This window comes from Candidatus Lokiarchaeum ossiferum (genome assembly GCA_025839675.1).
Lineage (GTDB): Archaea > Asgardarchaeota > Lokiarchaeia > Sigyniarchaeales > Promethearchaeaceae > Lokiarchaeum > Lokiarchaeum ossiferum.
Genome location: CP104013.1, coordinates 712,348 through 733,568, shown reverse-complemented (window position 1 = coordinate 733,568; position 21,221 = coordinate 712,348). Strand labels below are relative to the sequence as shown.

At 34.3% G+C, this 21,221-nt stretch carries 8 protein-coding genes; 2 read left to right on the top strand and 6 right to left on the bottom strand.

Annotation, left to right across the window (positions count from 1 at the left end; genetic code table 11):
• Positions 1-17: 17 nt before the first annotated feature.
• Together gpmI and NEF87_RS03065 are read right to left on the bottom strand one after the other, a co-directional pair.
• Positions 18-1,700, bottom strand: coding sequence for a 2,3-bisphosphoglycerate-independent phosphoglycerate mutase (gpmI, locus tag NEF87_RS03070; RefSeq protein ID WP_457918595.1), 1,683 nt, complete (start codon positions 1,698-1,700; stop codon positions 18-20).
• Between the two features lie 136 nt (positions 1,701-1,836).
• Entirely contained in the window at positions 1,837-3,156 is a 1,320-nt protein-coding gene (locus NEF87_RS03065; RefSeq protein WP_457918594.1) for an adenylosuccinate synthase, read from the bottom strand.
• Positions 3,157-3,395: 239 nt separating this feature from the next.
• Here NEF87_RS03065 and NEF87_RS03060 point away from each other — a divergent pair, with 239 nt between their 5' ends.
• Positions 3,396-4,202, top strand: coding sequence for a hypothetical protein (locus tag NEF87_RS03060; RefSeq protein WP_457918593.1), 807 nt, complete (start codon positions 3,396-3,398; stop codon positions 4,200-4,202).
• 202 nt (positions 4,203-4,404) lie between these two features.
• Here the strand turns inward: NEF87_RS03060 and NEF87_RS03055 are convergent, their stop codons facing one another.
• Both NEF87_RS03055 and NEF87_RS03050 read right to left on the bottom strand, forming a co-directional pair.
• On the bottom strand, positions 4,405-5,070 hold the full coding sequence (locus NEF87_RS03055; RefSeq protein ID WP_457918592.1) for a lysophospholipid acyltransferase family protein: 666 nt from the start codon (positions 5,068-5,070) through the stop codon (positions 4,405-4,407).
• Positions 5,071-5,331: 261 nt separating this feature from the next.
• Entirely contained in the window at positions 5,332-8,058 is a 2,727-nt protein-coding gene (locus NEF87_RS03050; protein ID WP_457918591.1) for an Eco57I restriction-modification methylase domain-containing protein, read from the bottom strand.
• A gap of 173 nt (positions 8,059-8,231) precedes the next feature.
• On the opposite strand from NEF87_RS03050, the gene NEF87_RS03045 reads away from it, so the two are divergent.
• Positions 8,232-9,695, top strand: a complete 1,464-nt coding sequence (locus NEF87_RS03045; RefSeq protein WP_457918590.1) for a CoA-binding protein — start codon at positions 8,232-8,234, stop codon at positions 9,693-9,695.
• Positions 9,696-9,726: 31 nt separating this feature from the next.
• On the opposite strand, the gene NEF87_RS03040 is transcribed toward NEF87_RS03045, so the two are convergent.
• Positions 9,727-10,857, bottom strand: coding sequence for a hypothetical protein (locus NEF87_RS03040; RefSeq protein ID WP_457918589.1), 1,131 nt, complete (start codon positions 10,855-10,857; stop codon positions 9,727-9,729).
• Between the two features lies 1 nt (position 10,858).
• Positions 10,859-21,121 carry a hypothetical protein gene (locus NEF87_RS03035; protein WP_457918588.1) on the bottom strand — a complete coding sequence of 3,421 codons (10,263 nt, stop codon included), beginning with the start codon at positions 21,119-21,121 and terminating at the stop codon, positions 10,859-10,861.
• Positions 21,122-21,221: the final 100 nt, after the last annotated feature.

Sequence of the window (21,221 nt, the reverse complement as noted above, 5' to 3'; positions counted from 1 at the left end):
AAAAAATTGATAAAAGATTAATTGAAGTTTATTAGTGATTTTTCATAAAACCCTGGGGCCTGATATCCCATTAAATTCATAACAGTCGCAATAACATTGGAAATACCTGGTTCTTCAATTTTTGATGTATCGACTTGATATTCACCTTTGTAATTTGAATCAAGAATAAAGAATGGAACTGGATTCAAAGTATGGGACGTCTTCACATTTCCTTTTTTGTCCAATTTTTCTTCCACATTTCCATGATCGGCGGTAATAACAACTATTCCATCTGCACTTAATGTCGCATCTACCACCTTTTTTAAACATTCATCCAACTTTTTTACCGCTCGGATACATGACTTGATATTGCCCGTATGCCCTACCATGTCTCCGTTTGCATAATTGACGCGTATATACTTATATTTTTTTGACTGAATTATTTGCAATAAGCGTTCCGTGACTTCATCTGCACGCATTTCTGGATGAGATTCAATCATTTCATTTGGTTCGGATTTTATTTCTTCATACAATTCATACCCCGAATTAATGTAACCTGTGTTATTTCCATTCCAGAAATAAGTGACATGGCCAAATTTATGGGTTTCAGCAATAGCGAAAGAAGGAATTTTCATCGCTGTAAAATACTTCGCTGAAATGTTCGTGATTTTGGGGGGAGGGACCAAGAAAATTGTTGGAATATGGGCATCGCCATCATACTCCAATAATCCGGAATATTTTACATCGGGAGTATAAATTCGGTCGAAATAAGCGAAATCTTCAAAAATAAATGCTTTTGAGATTTCAATAGCTCGATCACCTCGGAAATTGAAGTTAATAACAGCGTCGCCATTGTTCATCTTTCCAATGGGATTATTTTCATCATTAACGATCACAAAAGGCGGATTATATTGATCTTGTTTTTCAGGATAGACCTTTCGAGCAGTTTCAATGGCTTTGGTTGCTGAAGTGAAATAACCGGGGTAATCCTTTGTTATATCTATTGAATCAACAAAACCTCGGACATGAGCATTCCACCCTCTTTTTACTATATCCCAATTGGATTCATATCGATCCATGGTTACATACATCCGACCGCCTCCAGAACCAATCTTTGCATCAATTTTACCGTCAGTTTCTAAAGATTTTAATTTTTCTTCCAATTGATTGATAAAAAGTAAACCAGAATCTGGCGGTACATCCCTTCCGTCTAAGAGCGGGTGGATCCGGATCTTTTTCACACCAGTTTTAACTATTCCGTCCAGAATTTTAAATAATTGTTCGATATGAGAATGTACATTACCATCTGAAAGTAATCCAATTAGATGAATTGTTTGATTTGTACGAGCAGTTTCACCTACAATTTTATCCCAATTTTCGGTTTCAAAAAATTCACCCGTTTCTAACGAATCATTAACTAGTCTTGCTCCTTGGCTGAAAACTTGACCTGCACCTAATGCATTATGTCCCACTTCGGAATTACCCATATCTCCATCGGTAGGTAGCCCTACTGCAATACCATGGGCACGTAATTCGGTATATAATCCCTTTTCTTTTGTTTCACTCATCCAAGTATTTAAATTTGTTGGATGGGCCTGATAAAATGCATCTCCTGCATCTTTTTTGCCAATTCCAACGCCATCCATGATAATCACTAGTAAAGGCCCTTTTCTCCCACGAAATGAAGGCAATGGTTCTAAGTGATATTCTTTGGTGTCCATGATCTAAGCTAATATTGCATGGGCTTATAAGATTGTGAATTTGAATTTTATCCTGTTAATGGATCAATGGGGATAAAAGGGAAGTAGATAATTTAAAATGGATATATATTGGAAAAAAAGGAAGAAAAGGCATTATTTACCAAATTTCTTCACGAATTATGGTATCCTTTCGATCTGGTCCGATTGAAACAATTACAATTTTCCGGCCCAAAATGTCTTCAATTTTTTGAATATAGTTTTTTATTTCCGTGGGAAGGGCGTCATATCCTTGTTCTGCAATCTTTGTCCATTCTTCAGCACTTTTTGGGGCCCATCCTGGCATATCAATATATTCTGGAACACATTCTTCAATTAATTCCGAATGAATTGGCCAAGAATCCAGTAATTCTCCATTAAGTCTATATCCCGTACAAATTTTTAAGGTTTCAACTCCTGCCAATGCATCCAAAAGAGTTAGGGTTAGTCCATCGTAATTATTTAACATACATGTGTATTTTAAATTAAATAAATCGATCCATCCTACCCGACGCGGTCGACCTGTGGTTGTTCCATATTCATGACCTTGTTCACGAATTTGGTGTGCAAGATCCCCGTCTAATTCTGTAGGCACTGGTCCCGTTCCAACTCTTGATGTATATGCTTTAATCACTCCAAGAATATAATCTATTCGAGTTGGTCCAACACCTGCACCTCCAGGAACTCCGCCTGCCCATGTGATTGAAGATGTCCCATAAGGGTACATTCCATGATCTATTCCTAATAGTGCCCCTTGCGCTCCTTCAAAAAGCACGTATTTTTCTTCATCAATGGCTTTGTTTAAATAGTATGCGGTTTGAATAACATATGGTTTTAATCTTTTTCCAAATTCAATATATTGATTAAATATTTCTTCTTTGTTTAATTCCCAGTCTTTAGGTGTGTCTGAAAGGACTTTATACATTTTTAATTTCAATTCATATAATCTTTCAAATTTCGGTCGGAAGATTTTTTCATTTAGAATGTCAAAGACACGAATTCCATAGCGAGAAGCTTTATCACTATAGGTTGGGCCGATTCCCCGTTTAGTGGTTCCTGCGGCGTATTTTCCTTTTGAATCTTCCTCTAATCCATCTAATAACTTATGGAATGGGAATATTACATGTGCTGTATCTGCTACTTTCAAATCTGGATGGAAACCTTCTGATTCCAACATCTCAATTTCTTTAAACAACACTTCTGGATCTATTACTACACCGTTTCCAATAACGATTGTTTTATTCTGGATAACTCCACTTGGGATAAGATGAAATTTATATTTTTTGCCTTCAACTATCACCGTGTGTCCGGCATTATTTCCTCCTTGAAATCTAACAACAATATCTGCTTTGGATGAGAGGAAATCTACTGCTTTTCCTTTTCCTTCATCACCCCATGATGCGCCCGAAACAACTATTACTTGATTTTTTTTGTTTGACATGAGTTTTTCCCTAGCAATAAAAATGAAAATCTCATTTAAGATTTGTTAATAAATTGATAACTAAGGCTAATTTTTATAAATTTAAATTCAAATTGATAACTAAGGCTAAATTTTATAAATTTAAACAATCAAATCATAATTATAATATTTCTTTGATATTTGAATAGAATTTATTGGGAAGAATCCCAACAAGTCGTTTAATTACAAGAAAATACTTCAAAAATAGCGAGATGTTATATGTGGTTAAAGATAAACTGACTCAGATTATTGCGTTTCTCACAGAAGGAATTGAAGAGCTCTCAGACACTTTGGAAAGTACGAATAAAGCATTAACATCATTTCAAAAATCTATATTCAAGGCTAAGAAAGATTTAAAACGTGTGAGGGAAGTCAAAGAAGCTACTGGGACTTCATCGGTTTCTGTTGAAGCTGCACCTGTAGCAGTTTCTGCAAATAAGGGTGCTGCTAGAGAAAAAGCTGCCTCTTTACTTTTCAATATGCTTTCTACAAGCAAACCAACTGAAACGGCTGATAATGGTGAATCCGTGCCTAGTTTTGCTGCTTCAGGAATAGAAGTGAAACCTTCTTCGACTCCAGCAAAACCAGCTCCACCTTCAGGACCTCCAAAAGCGGGGCCACCATCAGGACCTCCAAAAGCTGGACCACCTTCGGGACCTCCAAAAGCAGGACCACCTTCGGGACCTCCAAAAGCGGGACCTCCATCAGGACCACCTTCGGGACCTCCAAAAGCGGGACCTCCATCAGGACCACCTTCGGGACCACCAAAAGCGGGACCTCCTTCTACTCCTCCTGCGGGTGGAATGGCACTTCCACCTCCACCAAAGATGCCTCCAATGCCTGGAGCACCTCCTGCGGGGCCACCTGGAGCTGTAAAAGCACCCTCATTTGCGACCCGTCCTGCAACCCCCCCTGCTCCATCAGCAGGTGGACCTCCGGCAGCAACAGGAAATGCAGGTCTCGGAGGGTTACGTGAAGAGATGTTGAAAGAACTCGAACGTCTTAAAAAGATCATGCGAGGATCTTAATTTTTTTCCATAAATTTTTTTTAGAATTGGTTATCCGATATTCTTCGTAGTGCACTCTAAGTTTCAATGTATCCACGAATGTTAATAGAAATCAAAAATTGCTGATTTTTAAAAGAAATAAATTCTCTTAGATATAATTCTGTTAGATATAAATTCATGGAAGATGAGAGTGATGGACAAAAAGGGAAGATAAAAATATTTTTTAGAGATTTCGTTGAAAAATATCTCTATTTTTACGGTGACTATTATTCCGATTTTGTTTTTCGATGATGAGTTGTTTTTCATCTAAAAGTTTTTTCATGTCGTTATACATGATTTCTGTAAATACCTTGCAATTTTCTTTCGTACATGACATTCCTGCTGGGGGATAACGCGGTTTTCCTGCAAATGCTGTAACTTTTTTGCCAATATGCAAATCTTGACTGCCAAAAATAACTACTGGGCAATAAGGAACATTCATTTCTAAGCATAATCTTGCTGTACCTGTGTGAAATTTTTGCAAAGTTCCATCCTTCGTCCTAGATCCTTCAGGAAACATTCCAATTACTTCTCCATTAGCAAGTTTCTCTTTTAAAACTCGAATCGCAATTTGATCCGAAACACCTCTTCTTAATGGAATCGCTTTAAATGCTGTTATTAAGGAACGAACTATGGGTATTTTAAAAAGTGATATTTTTGCTAAAAAATTAACCTCGCGGTAAATTCCCAACCCCGCAAAGTAAGGATCGATTGCATGATGATGATTTGCAATAAGAATGCATGCTCCAGTGCTTGGAAAATTAGCTGATCCATGATATTCCCATTTCCATAATTTTTTGACAATTAAGCGATATATTCTCCAGCCCATCCAATATGTGCATCTATCCATTGTTTCTTTGATATGGAAAAATTTTATGAATTTCTGCGAATAAACATAATAATAATCAAACAAATTGTATTTAATCAGGTGCTTCATTAGAAATTTAAGATTTTTGTTCAATATTGTCACCATTCATACTAATTTTGAAGTTTTGAAAATACTTTATTTAATAGATTTCAATGCAAATCTATGAAAAACATACTATGTTATAGCTATTTGTTGTTTGAGTTAAAAATAATTCTTTATTATATTTCGAGTAAAGGTGGATTCCTACTTAAATGTTTTAGAACGTTGGGTTCTTTGATTCTGTATCTCAAGAATTAATTCATATAACTGGGGGATCGTGGTTTCATTTTTAAATGGGGTTAAAATGATCTCATCCAAATTTCTCCGGACTTGTTTTTGGAATTCTATATTGGAATTTTGGATTTTTGTTTTAGCAATTAAATTTGCAGCATTCAAGATACTTCTTTGTTCAGATTCTGAATATTGGTTTGGATGAATAATTATGATTTTTCCAATGTCAAATGTTGCTGTATCCAATGCACCTCCTCCAAAATTAGTTCTTCCTTGTAATTCAATGGATAGAAATGTCAAGGAACTTAATAGAATTGAAAATATGAGATCTATGCTATTTTCTTGAGGCCTTTTGACTGAAAGTTCATAAAATGTATTATTTGGAATGATTTCAGAATCTATTAAGGCTATTTTATAGCTGGTATTAAAGATTTTTTGTATAATTATTCTTTTTTCTTTTGAAAATTCAGATTTGACAGATTCATTGTGAGAAAATGCCTTGAAAGAGTACCAAGAGTCCGGATTTTTATCATATTTGCTTTTAAATGATGCTAAATTGTGAATTCCTTGAAGTTTTTCACCACGTTTTGCTCCCCGTTTGACTTTTATCTTCTTAGTTTCACCATACTCGATATACTTCAAAACTTGTGTCATTTTTTTCGCTTTCAACTGGGTTTTTGTAAATGGAGTGTTGAATAAAAATGTCTTAATTTCTGGAAGGTGAATTTCTGGAAGAACCAAATCTTTGGGAGAATTTAAGAAGGGGTCCATAACATCATCGGGTAATTCAAAAATATCCCCATAACCATTGATATACTGGTGATCATGAAGATGTGTTAGTATAAAATACTCATTGCAATTGGTGGTAATACCCCGTCGAATTTTTACTAAATCTTGTAGAAAAATTGTCTTTTTCCCTAAGGCTAAAAGTAGTTCATAATAAATTGGAGGTGCTTTAAAGAAATAATTTGTCCAATTGTAGCCCAAATAGGTCTTTTGTATTCTTTTTTGATTAATTCGTTCCGGTCCTATAAATAGGGTCTTTTGGGAGGTAATAAATGATTTTCCGATTGAATTTTCTTTGATTTTATAGAAATTGGTCGAATCAACTATTGAATAATCCTGATCGAATTTCTCAGATTGGTTAAGTATGTCAAACATTTTTTTTATATTTTCACTAACAATCAAGGTTTGATAAGGTTGTTTCCATTGAATAAATTCTGCAAGGTTTCGTTCTAATAATTCCGCAGGATAATCTTTAGGTTTTTTCTGCAAAATCGTAATAACAGTGTTGATTTCGGCTGAAGAAAAAGAACGAAAGAGATTTTCAGAAATGGTTAGAATCTTCATATATTTACAAAGAAAGGACTGAAAAGTATATCCAAACTTGACACTCATCCACGAATTTGATACTATAAATCCAATAATGCCATTTTTGGCCAATTTTTCAAAGGAATGTAAATAAAAATAGATGTAATAATCAAACCTATTGATTTCCATTGGGTGCGATAATTCAAGATTGAGAAATGATTTACGAATTTTATTGCGGTATTCTTCATTTTTCATGGGTTTAGATAAATTTGGATTCTTAATATCGCGATTGCGGATATATGGGGGATTTCCTAAGATGAAATCGTATTTTTGATTTAAAAAAAGAGTTTTTGAGTCATTAACTAGGAAATCAACACACATAAAATTAATACTCTGATAACAAATTTGGAGATATTTGGGAAAATTGGAATAATACCGTATCCATAACCGAAAGTCTGCGATTAGAATGGTTAATGGATTTACATCAAATCCAACAAAATTTGGGGGTAAAATACTCTTTGAGGTTGTTTTATTTCTTGCTTGCCACATTTTAAGCCAAAAATCTTGAAAATGAACCAAAAAGGAACCTGAGCCACATGCAGGATCTAAAACCTTTATATTCTGGAAGTTTTGAAATAATGTTTCAACGAGGTCTTCATTTTCAGATGATTTTTCAAATTTCCCTGTGAATATGGCTATAAGACAACTTGAAATCTCATGCGAATTATATTTTGGAGGCTTGCTGATATTTAGAGATACATGTTTATAAATGAGATTTAGGATCGTGAATTGGATTTCTGAAATAGGACTGTAAAATACTCCTTGTTGTATCGTTTTTCTTTGCAAATTATGTTGTTGTAACTCAAATATTTCCCCTAAAAATGCTGGTGTTAGATATTTTTCATAGCTTGCTTGCTGGTTTTTACAAAATGATTCATTAGGAAAAATCTGTGTTTTTACCCATATCTTCTTAAAAATTAAATCTTTTAAGTTCGAAGATATCTGCATTCGATAGATTGGAATTAAATATTGTTTTTCATGAAATATTTTCGGTAAATCTGTTGGTTTTATCCCAACTTCGTTTGTAAGTATTGCGTGCATGGCTTCAAGATTAAAATTATATGAATCCGAACTGACATTTTTTAGAAAAAGGTGGTTAAAAACTTCTAATTTCAAAATTTCATTATTTTTTTCCCCTTTTGGAAAATATGAAAAATAAATAATCATGAAAGCGAGAATTTGTCCTAAAAAGTGATGAATTGCAATGGAAAAAGGATCAAAAAAAGATGATTCCGGATCACGTTCATATTTTCTTCTCTCTTCTTTTAATATCGAAGAAATTTCAGCAACAATATCAAAGTAATCTGAAATTAATTCGTTTTTTTCCATATTTATTTGTCTATTTCGTGCATTAAAAAAATTGCTATCGTTTTTTCTTTAACAAGAATCGATAATGAGTTATTTACAATTCCTTTTTCTTACAATTCTATAATATTTTGCTAAATTTTTTTGAAATTAGTAAAATTAAGCTTAAAAATGGAAAGATAATATATGTACTAGTAATGACTACCTCTTCTAAAACCTTTGACCAACTCCATGAGGATTTTACGGCACTATTTTATCCGAAATCCATTGCAATAATAGGTGCTTCTAAAAATAAACTCGGAGGAAGCAAATTTTTAATAGCTTTACAGAGTTCTGGTTATATTGAAGGGGGAGGAAATGTTTATCTGATCAATCCGAAATTTGATGAATTATTTGGGTTCCCTGTATACCCAGATTTAATGGATTCGAGGATTCCAAAACCTATTGATTTAGCTATAATCGCAGTTAGTGCTAAGTTTGTTCCTACGGTAGTGAAACAATGCAATGAGATTTGTAGATTTGCTGTAATTTATACTTCTGGTTTTGGAGAATCAGGGAATAAAAATCTTGATACTGAATTAAAAAATGCTATTGCATCATCTAATACTCGATTTATTGGACCTAATGGGCTTGGTGTGTTAAATCCTTATTCAAAACTCGCAATTTATCCTAACTGGTGTCAAAGCAAAGGAAATATTTCTTGGGTTGCTCAATCGGGTGGAACAATGGCGCGCCTCTATTTAACTTTGGGCCCCATGAATATTGGGTTCCATAATGTGGTTTCCATCGGAAATGCCTATGATATTAGCATTACAGATCTTTTAACTTATTTTCAGCATGATTCGATTACCAAAACAATTGCTTTGTATCTAGAGTCTATTCCGGATGGACGTGAGTTCATGCAGATTGCACAATCAATAACTCCTTTAAAACCGATTATTCTTTGGAAAGGGGGGCAAAGTAATCGAGGTGTGCAAGCCACGTTATCTCATACAGGTGGATTAGCAGGATCTTATAATGTTTGGAAGGCAATGTGCAAACAATCTGGAATTATGTTAGCTGATCATTTTGAATTCTTTCAGGACTTGGTCAAAGTTGCAGCATTACGACCAAATGTTCCCCAAAATTTAAACGTGGCAATCTTAGTGGCAGGAGGTGGAATCGGAGTGGAATTTACTGACATGTTTGAAAAAATGGGTTTAGTTATTCCTGATTTTGAACCTCAGACTATTGAAGGATTGCGGCAGATTTTTCCTGCTGTTAACACCAGCTTCAACAATCCAATTGATCTGGGTGAATATGGCTATGATCCTCGTCTATTTGCCCAAGCATTTAAACTCGTTCTTGCGGATAGAAACATTGGTAGTGTTGTTTTTGTTCGTGAACCCGAACGCTTCAATATTATCTCTAAAATGCTAGATATTGATGATGCCGGCCAAATGACTATTGATAGCTTAACAAAAATTATTCAAACGACTGATAAACCTGTTTTTTGTAATCCTTCTCCCAATCGTAACACAGTTGACGCTTATGAAACTCGGTATAATTTCCAATTACAAATGATTAAAGCGAAAATACCTGTTATTGAAATACCGACAAACATTCCTAAAATAATCCTACAGTTGTATAATTATGGCAAATTCTTGGAATCAAGGAAATAAATAAACATAGAAGGTTAATTTAAAAAAAATGTTAAATTACTATTTCTTCACTTTTCTTTTCTTTTTTCTTCTTTGCTTTTTCAATAGCACGATATTCTTCTCGCATAATCTCAATAGCTTTCAATAAGGCATTTGGATTTTGAACGTTATGGGAATATTGATGTCGAATTGTGTTAAGGGCATGGCGAGGATAATAAGTACCAATATAAAAATCGGAAACTAACCCATAATATTCAGTCTCTTGGGCATCTTTAAATACTCCCATCATTTTTGTTTGCCAAAGATCCCGTAAAACTCCATCAACATCATCCACACCTTTTTTCCGGAGTTTTTCAATATCATTCTTTGTTACAAATGCTTCTCGTAATAATTTCAAAACTTCATAGATTTGGGGGTTCAAGATGATTCTATCGATCATTAGTAAGTTATCATCCTCAGAAGGCTTGTAATTTCGAAAGAATCCTCTTACTTCTCCTTGATAGGCCGCTTTTAATGATTCTGGGAGGTGGTGATCAACTGGATCTTTAAATAAATTAGCTGGAGGTTTGCGAATCATCATAGTATCCTTTGCTAAAAATAGTACATCTGATGAAATACCTTTAACTGAGGATGATTTCACTAAATTAGCTTTTATCAAACTCGTAATTATATTATCTAAATCAACAAACATGTCTTTATGTTGATCTTTAAGCCAAATGGCTAATTCTGATTTTGTCAGTATTATTTCTTCATGCATTCGTTTCAGAATCATCCGTTTTACTTCGCTACTATATATTAACGCGAGTTTTTGTTCTGGATTTAAAGATGGATACACCGATAATCGTTGAAATAACGGGGGAAGTATAGATCGTAGGGTTTCAGTATCAAGATTTGACATTATTTGCCGTGATATTTCTACCAATCCTTCTTCAAAAGTATCTCCATCTTCTTCAATTTTCAAAACTAAAATGATATAAATTGCGGTTTCTGGACCGGTATAATAAGAAGCGATATTGGTTGACCCCGTCATTATACTTACCATCCCCGAATCACCTGTGAATTCATGTTGTGAATACAATTGCATTAATGTTTTTTCTTGAATATCCAATGTATCAGGATAGGTACAGTACACTTCTGCGCCTAATCGTTCATCCCAGTGCATGATTTCTATTCCTAAGGGCATTTTAATATCCTCCTTGTGGCATATCTTCTGAAGTTAGATTTTTTAACTCATTTGATGCCTTTTTATTTATTTCCAATACTTCTTTCAAATCTATATCCAACATTTCCCAATCTTTGGCAAATAGTTCATAGATTTCTTCTTCAGCCGTATGGGTTATTACTATCCGTTCAATTGCTTTATTTCCGGAAATGGCCTTACGTGTACTCGCTAATTGCTTCACAATCAAAGGAATGGTTAGATATTTTACATATTTGGTTGTTCCATAAACTGCTATTGCAAGTAATCCTACAGCACTCCCAATGATTATAAAAACCTTAGGAATTCCGACATTTCCAAAGTTGTATTCTGGAGGAGTAATAGAAATACCTATATCGAATGAAGGCATTGTGTAATTGGCTTTCTCCACAAAAATTGTTGCTATGTCATTTTCAGCAGCAAAGAATGCATTGTATTCAGCTGATGATGTATCAATGATATAGCGATATGTTCCAGTATTATCAATTTCTTCTAGTGAAAATGTTTGATTTCTGTAAACCATATAAACCGTTGCTCCTGTTAGAGGTCCATTCGCGAGTGGATCAAAGAGTTCAAATTCGATAACAATATCTTCTCCTTCTGGCTGTTCGATATTTTTATCAATTAATGTTTCTGGTAGATATAATGATATTTGTTTATTGATGATTTTTAAACTGATAGACCCAGCTCGTTCGTAGTAATTTTCAATTCCCAAATGAATAACTATCAAATAAGTCCCCACCGGTTTCAATTCAAGATCCAAATCGAGTTCATAGATTCCATTTCCGAGGTATTCAAGTGTGCCAGAAGTTATCGTATTACCATTTTGTAATTCGTAATAAGCGATTGTTGCATTCTCGATAAATCGATCATATTGATCAATATAACTGAAATGGAATACATTTGAAGTAGTAACATTCATAACAACATCACTTTGTAAGAAAATCGATTGATTGATAGTAGTATCAATTCGACTGATTGTTAAATAAATTAAAATATCTCTTGTTTGATGTTGGTATTTTGTTGCTTGAATAAAAATGGAATAAGTTCCCACCCCAAGGAATTGCGTAGAGCTTAATTCTATATTATAATTTCCATTTCCTTCTACTGTAAGATTTCCTGAAAGGCCTGAAACTTGACCCACTGTGAATTTTACTTCTCCATCATTAATATTATTGTCATATTCCGTATCTGAATAATGAGTTGTTATGGTAAAGTTCTCTTCCCATAAAATATTAATATTGTATTGATCAGTAGTAAAGGCTGTTGGAAGTATTACTATGTCCAATATGAAGGATAATGTTTGGGTTTCATATTGGAATTTTTTCGCTTCAAATACAATGGTATATTCCCCTGCTTTAAGAAATTGTGTTGTATCCAATGTTATGGAATAGATTCCAGAATTCATATGAGTTACTGTTCCATTTAACCCTTGAACCTGAGATACTGAAAAGGTTATATTTCCATTTGTTATCATTTCACTGTTTGTAACATCTTGGAAGGAAACCGTAAAATTCACCTCGTCTAACCAAAATGCATCCAAATTCAAAGCATCAGTTTCCAAACTGGTTTCAAGGATATTGACCTCAACAGTTAAAACAAGTTGCTGTGATAAATACTGATTTTTAGTTGCCCGAATTTGAATTGAATAGGTTCCAGATTTACCAAAATCACTTGCATTGAATGAATAGCTATAAATTCCATCACCCTGATAAGTTAAATTGCCAGTATAGGGTGTTAATTTAGTAGCAGTGTATGTAATTTTGGCTCCAGTAATGAATGTGGGAGATATTTCATCTTGAATATCGGTGAATTGAAAACTCATGGTAATAGGATCATTCCAATATGCTTCGATTGTATCGTCTATGTGTAAAGAAAGTAATTCCGTTGGTACAATTTTAATTTCAACAACAAATGTTTTAGTCCGTGTTCCATAGCCGTCATTTGATGCTTCAATTTCGAAGGTATATGAACCAACATTTGGGAAAATAGTCGAATTTAGCAGAATTGAATATAAACTCCCACCTTCAGAGAAATTTCCGAATATTGTAGGATGATCCAAAACAGTGTAAAAAACAGTTGCTCCTGTAACAAATCCTTCTTCTTCTTTAAGATCTGCATTTAGAGTGAAGTTATCCCCCCAAAATATCTGAGTTGGATTTTGAACAAGCGTTATTGTAACATTCATTTGTTTTAAATCCATTTCAAGGGAGATCAAGATTTGTTTTGTTTGGAACTGATTTCTTTCAGCAGTAATTTGAAAAACATATGTTCCTGAATCAGAAAATTCTGTAAAATCGCTTGTATTCAATTCCAGTTCATATCTTCCCAAACCCACATCTTCAAGGGATCCTGAGTATGCAGGCAATCCAGAAATTGTATAAGACACTGTGGCACCTTCAATCCCCAATGGACTTCCTGGAGTTGTGATATTTGTATACAAAATACTTAAGGTGAAGTTTTCTTCCCAACTCTTTGAAATCAATTCTTCAGATGCACTCAAGTTTGCGGAAACTACAATGACATTTACCGTGATTGTCAATTGTTTTGTTTCATAGTTGTCCTTTTCTGCAACTATTTGGAATGAATAGGTTCCTTCTTGAGGAAAAACCACATCTGCAATAAAAGTAAATCCATATTGCCCGTTTGTAATATAAGTCAATTCTCCCACCATGACATAACTATTATCTCCCGTCGCGGTGTAACTTATAGTTGCACCAGAAATTCCTTGAGGAATTGTTGGATGGGAAATATCTGTATATGTTGTGTTGATCAAGAAACTTTCATCATAGGTGATATCAATGTCTGTTTCTTCTGCCATAAAATCAGTTTCTCGGATTAAAATATGTACAGTCACTGTGAATTGATGGGAAACATAATGGGATTTAGTGGAAGTCACCAAAAAATTATACGTTCCAATTTGACCAAAATTAATCGAGTTAAAAGTCAGATTATATGTTCCTGGAACATCTGTTTGGTGAATTAGTATATTCACATCTGAATAATCTCCCGTACCTGTGACAGTATATTGCAGTAATGCACTTGTGATAGGTGTATTGTCCCTACCATCTGTTAGATTAGCAGCAATCGTAAACGATTCTTCCCAAAATAGGGAAACGGAAGAACCTACAATCGAACTTAAGTTAGTAGGTATTATTGATATTGTTAGAGATATTGATTTTTGTTGGGTTTCATGATCTAACCTTGTTGCAGTGAGATAGAATGTATATGTACCTGCTAATGTAAATACTGAATCTGTATCAAAGGGCTTTTCATAGACGCCTGAGCCCATATGGGTTAAACTACCTGAATTTGTATAGCTTCCAGGTCCAGTCATTGTAAAAGATATTGTACCTTCCGTAATAGGAACTGTATCTTCTAATACTGAGAAAGTTACATTCAAGACAAAATCTTCATCCCAATACACATTAATTTCATCATTTTGATGATTCGTGGTCAAAATTGTTTGAGTTACTGCAATATTAACAGTAATTGTCAAATATTGAGTTTCATATTGATTCTTAGTAATTGTAATCTGGTAGACATAAGTTCCTTTTATTCCGCCATATTCTGCACTCGCTTGGATTATCGAACTATTATAAATTCCCGATCCAATATGGGATAAGGATCCTTGAGCACTATATCCCTCTGGTCCTGATACACTGAATGTCGCTGTTGCATCAGGGATCCCTATCGGATTAAGCACCTCAATTATTTGTTCCATATTGATTGAGATTTGGAATGAATCGACAAGTTCTTTGTTAATTTTATTATTATTGTGGTTAGAACTCGCATTTGTTGGGACAATCAAAATTTCAACATCGATCCAAAATATTTGCGTTTGATATTGATCCTTTTTAGCTTCAATTAAAAATTCATAAGGTCCCGCTTCTGTAAAATCAATATCTGATTGCAAAACAAAAGTATAAGTTCCATCTCCTTGATAATTCATAGTTCTATAAACAGATTCCCCACTTTGTAAGAATGCTACAGTTGCTCCGCTTATCGATCGATTATTATTGTGTGTATCAACATAGTCAACAGATAATGTAAAGGAATCTTCCCAGTAAATTACAATACTTTCATTTTCAGAGGAAATGTGAGTAGGAAGAATATTAATTTGCACATAGATCCATGTTTGTTGGGATTCATATTGATTTTTTCCAAGATTTATTTGGAACGTATAGTTCCCTGCATCTGGGAATTCTGTTGTGTTGTATTCTAACAAGTACAATCCATTTCCAATGTAGGTTAATAAGTTATTATACAATGTACTTCCTACTAAGTTGGATGAAACAATCGCATCGGTTACATTAATATCATTATGGGTATCAGCATATCCTACCAAGAGGCTGAAATTCTCTTCCCAATAAACAACAACATTTTCCGCAATAATAGAAACATTAGTGGGTAAAATGGAAATCGTTAAAGTGAGAGATTTAGTTTGGGTTTGATATTGGAATTTAGTGGCTTCAAGGTGAATTGTATAGGTTCCAGCACTCAAAAATTGGCTTGTATTTAATGAAACGGTGTAGATACCTTCTGTTTGATGTATTAATGTCCCTGTGAGAGATGGGATCTGTTCCACCGAATATAATATCACACCGTCAGTTATCTGTGTGGAAGTAAAAGTTTCGGTAAAATTATATGAAAAGGTGACTTCGTCTTTCCAATAGCCGACCGAATCACTATTTTCATTCACCAAAATTGTGGGCAAAATTTCAACGATCACCGTAATGGTGAGTTGTTGGGTTTCAAACTGATTTTTTTGGGCAGTAATTTTAATTGTGTAGGATCCCGCTCCACCAAAATCATTCGCATTAAAGGAAAGGTAATACAAACCTCCTGTCGAATGTGTCAACGGGCCACTAAAGGCGGCTAAACTTGCTGCCGTATAGGTAACGCTTGCATCCGTTATGTTGATGGCATTGTTAGTGTCTTGAATATCTGTCAGATTGACAAAGATCGTGATATCTTCTTCCCAATGGGCATTAATCGTATCTTCCACGTGCAATGAGGTGAAATTCGTTGGAACAATCTTAATAATGACTATGATTGTTTTTGTTCTGGTTCCGTAATTTGTTTTTGTTGCTTCAATTTCAAACGAATACGAACCTGCTTCGGGGAAAGAGGAAGAATTGAACTCAATTGTATATATATTGGTACCTTCCATAAAAGTTCCATTAATATTTGGATAGTTAATAACCGAATAGGATACAATAGCTTCATCAACAAAGTCTGCGTCTTCTTTCAATTCTGCACTCAGGGTGAAATTGTCATTCCAATATATCTGGGCTGGATTCTCAATTAGAGAAACCGTCAAGTTCATTGCATTTAACCCTATATCAACGGTTATCAGGAGTTGTTGAGTTTCAAATTGATTTTTAGTGGCTGTAATCTGGAAAGTGAATGTGCCAGTTCCGAAATCATCTGCATTCAATTGGATGGAATAATTTCCCGTTGCTCCATCTTCAGTTAATGATGCACCAGAATATCCTGATAGTGTATATGATACAGTGGCGCCATTCACTGGAGTCTCTCCATTCGTAACATTATAGTATAAAACGGAAAGTGTGAATGATTCTCCTGCAATTTTATTAATATAATCTTCAGTGGCCGTCAGCGTAGTATTAATAATATTGATATTTACTGTTATCGAGACTTGTTGAGTTTCATATTGATTTTTGGTCGCAGTAATTAAGAAATTATATGTCCCTTCTTGTGGGAAATCTTCAGAAGCGTTAAATTGGATTAAATAGTTTCCATTAATATTGTAGGTTAATATCCCAACTCTTGTATAACTACTTGGTCCGGATGCACTGTAACTAACTGTTGCACCGCTTATACCTGTCGGACTTGCTGGATATGAAACATCTGTGAATGTAATATTCAAATAAAAACTATCATCATATGAAATTCCAATTTCAGTACTAGGTGTTGAAATCGCTGTTTCTCGAGTATTTATGTTGATAGTAATCGTTAGCGATTGTTCAATATGATATTGGTTTGTTGCTGAAATACTAAATGTGTAAATACCGGCTTGATTAAATGTTTGAGTACTAAATGTGATTCGATATGTGCCCGGATTTCCCACATCATGAGTGAGTGTTCCTATATCCGAATAACTTCCTGTTCCTGCAGCTGAATAACTCACTAACGCCGATGTGATTGCATTTGAATTTCTTCCATCGGCAAGATCTACCGAAAGAGTAAAATCTTCTTCCCAAAAAATAGTCAATTCTGTGTTACTTGTGGATAAATTCATTGGAATTGTTTCAATCGTCAAGGAAATTGTGATTTGCTGAGATTCATATCCTGATATATTCGTTGAAATGACAAATGTATAGGTACCTGCGGTCGAATAAACAACATTGGTATCAAAATCTTGAGAATAGATACCATCACTAATATAATCTAAAATTCCTGTACTACTATAACTACTCGGGCCTGTTATCACGTAGGCGATTGTTGCTCCACTAATAGGTGTACTGTCATCATATTTCAGAAAATTTATGCTAAGTGTGAAATCTTCATCCCAATACACGCTTATTTCATTATTCTGATGGTTGGATGTAAGATTTGTCGAAATTATCCCTATATTTATTGTGATTGTAATATATTGTGTTTCAAATTGATTTTTGGTGGCGATTATCTGGTATGAGTAGGTTCCTATTGAACCATAATCAGTAGCAGGATCTATGCCCGAAATATTGTAATTTCCATTTCCAACATGTATCATTGTTCCTGAATCAGCAAAATTTTCTGGGCCGGTTGCACTATATGACACAGTGGCATCAGATATATTTAAAGAATTTAATACATCCTCAAAATGCACCGAAATGTCAAATGGTGCGGAAATTAATGGCTTTGTTATTTTATCATCATTATGATTTGAAGATAAGGTAGTGGGAACAATTTGAATCTCTACGGTGATTGTCAGTAGTTGGGATTCATATTGATTTTTGGTTGATTCAAGTTGAAAAGTATATAATCCCGCTTGGTTAAAGTGGGTTGTGTTGAATTCTTTTTCATAGATTCCATTCCCTACAAAATTTATCTCACCTGATTCACTAAAGCTCGCTGGACCAGAAACAGAATAGGTAATTGAACTATCATTAATCGCTCGATTAAAATAAGTGTCTGTCGAATTCAAGGACAAAGTAAAATTTTGATTCCAATAGGGTGTTAATTCAATTGATTCTGCTGTAAGTATCGTTGGGACAATATTTATTACTGCCGAAATCCATAATTGTTGATTTTCATAGTTCGTTTTCTGCCCAACAATTTGGAATGTATAAGTTCCAGCTTCTCCAAAAGATGTGGAATTCAAAGTTATCTCGTAGATTCCTGATGTTCCTGTTTCCGGTATTGGATATTCATTGAAATCTGGGTCACCAACAATATTGTAGTAAAGATAAGCTTCCTCAATACCCACGTTATTGAAAGTATCGGTATAATTCAAGGACATCGTGAAATTTTCTTCCCAATATAGGGTAATCGGATCTGTATAGGCATCCCGATTTATTGCAGTGGGAATTTCAAGGATTTCTAATCTAAACCAAGAAGCTAAAGAAGTATGGTTCAATAAATCTGCAGTTAAATCGAAATCAAATAGACCTGTCGTTGGAGATTTAGATGTATTTACGGAATATGTATAATTGGTAAATCCCGCATAGTTTTGCTCAACCATGGATGCTTCCACATCATAATCCCAATCCAATATTGCAGTTGCTCCTGATAATTCTTCTTCAGGACTTTGTAATTTATAAACTACTTCCACATCAAAGATCTCCCCCCATGTTTTATTTATTGTTTGTCCATCTATCGCTAAACCTGTTGATGCGTCATATATTTCAAATGTAGTTCCTAACTTTTCAATTTTAATAATGGCATTTGGAGTATTTGTTGGAGATGGATAACCCGACTTATAGGCAATAAAATCTAACCTGTATGTGAAACCTGCAATAAATTCGGATGAATCTAAAGTTAAATTATAAATACCTTCTAAATGCTTCACTAAAGTTCCACTCTTCACTAAATTCAAGGCTGTATCATACATTTCATATTCTATTGTATCGGGATCTGTTAAAATTACAGAATCTCCATCGTATGATGTATAATTAACCTGGAATTCTAAGAGTTCTCCCCAATCTGGGTTGAAATTGGCTCCTGAAGAAAATGATACGGCTGTGATGTTCGTTGAATATTCAACATCATCGAGAAAATCAACTAAAATATCTTTTGTCATTTTTGTATCAAGACTAAAATTGAGGTAATCTTGCCATTCACCACCAAGTTTAGGCGACCGTTGAGGTGTATCTGTTGCGTTTATTGATTGATTTCCACCTAAAAATTTAAGATGCATAGTATAATTGTTTAATACTGAGTTATTTGATCGAAAATACAAAAAATCAACAAATCCTGCAGAATCGGTTGTGATATTTGCAATTGAATCCCCATAAGTACCATTTGTAATTTCTAAAGACGCATATCCCAAGGAACTTGTATCTGTTGAAGTGTAGCCAGATACATTGAATGTCAATGTAGATATATTTGCGCTGACTAATTCATTTTGGGTTGAACTGATGAGATCTGAGGCAATTTCAAGTTGATTTGTTGCATAGGTTCCTTGGTCGAACAAATTCGTATCATAAAAGACGCTATAGTTATAGCTGTCCGTTTTATTGGAGTATCGAATTATTGAATTGCCACTACCATCTAAAGTGACATTACCGACTGGTTCTTGAGCTGCAGTATTATTGTAGAGCACAACATAGCCGTCATTGAAAATATCACCATCATAATCCGTGACACTGTAATTCATCGTCCATATATCGGCAAAGATAGTAATATCTTGTAAATCACTATTGAAAGATTCCGATGCAATATTAAAAATTTCAGCAGCTTCAATGCCTTGGGTGGAATAATTTAGAGTAAAATCATAATCTTGACTTGAATCTATATCAGTAAATGAAATTTGACCGTTTTCATCAGTAGTTCCATAATAATAAATTTCTTCACCGCTTTTTTTCATTTCAACATTGGCATTTGGAAGCGCATTCCCATCAGAATCTAAAACAAGAAGGTTAATACTCGCAAATGGTATCTCAAGTGCTTGAATATCTACTTCTACATCAGTTGTCTGATGTTGTCCAACTTCTTGATTCCAGATTGAAATATCATCAAAATAAAATCGATTATCATCGTTTCTCTTTATGTCACTATCTTCCAGTATAAATAAAACATAATTTACCAATCCATCCGGATAATCAACAGTCGTTTGTAAATCCATAGCAAAATAATTCCAAACATTAGCACTTGAAATGGAGTCAGAATACAAATTTACATGGGAATCTTCTCCCCAATGTTGATATCCACGCCAATAAAAATCATTTTCTGAAGCGGCTACTCCCATGGCCATATAATCAAATTTATTGATTAAACCATAAGCTTGAACTTGATAGGTTAAAAAAAGATTTGAATATGTTGGATCTGTCGTATCTATTGATGCAGGTAATGCTTGCATTGCCCATATATCACCTTGTATCTCTAAAGCACCTTCTCCTTGAATTCCTGTTGTATAATCATTTAAAATTACTGTACTTGCTCCATAATCCGTACTATATGTCATAAATGGATCTAATGGCGCCACAGTTCCTTCTTCAAATCCATTATGGAACAATCGAATAGGGTCATCCGATAAACTGCGGGAATAGGGCGAATCATAAACTGGATCACCATATTTATCAGTATCTCCTAAACAAAAATAAATAAAGAATGTTTTATTGGTGCTAAATCCTGTTTGATCGATAATCCAGGCGATTTCTCCTTCGTCACCATTTGAAAGTGGTAGTGGATCATATTGATTAACATATTGTGTGAAACCTCCTGATGTCGTCTGCTCTATAACTTGGATATTTGTTGTATTAACATGTTCGTCTGAGATGGGATTACCTGAAACGTCTAAAATTGAAGCGAAATCTATACGAAATTCTATCGGTGCATTATCATGTGATACACCATTAGGGTTTAACACAACCGGGATACGGTATTCGTAGGTGTCATTCCACCACGGATATGCGGATGCTGCTGATTTTAATAAAGGATTATTAATTGATCTCTCATCTGGTAAAATACTGACTGGTTCAAAAAATTCTGTGCGAGGTGAGATCTGGGTAATTGAATTTAATGCAGGAAGTATAAATATTAAAGAAAGCATTGCAAGGGAAGAAATTTTTTTAAACTTCATTTATATCACTTTTTTTTTTTTTGTTTGAATAATGAAAAACGTAGTGTTTTTGATTCTAAATACCTTTGTATAAAAAATCGATTTTGTTTATATAGAGCAA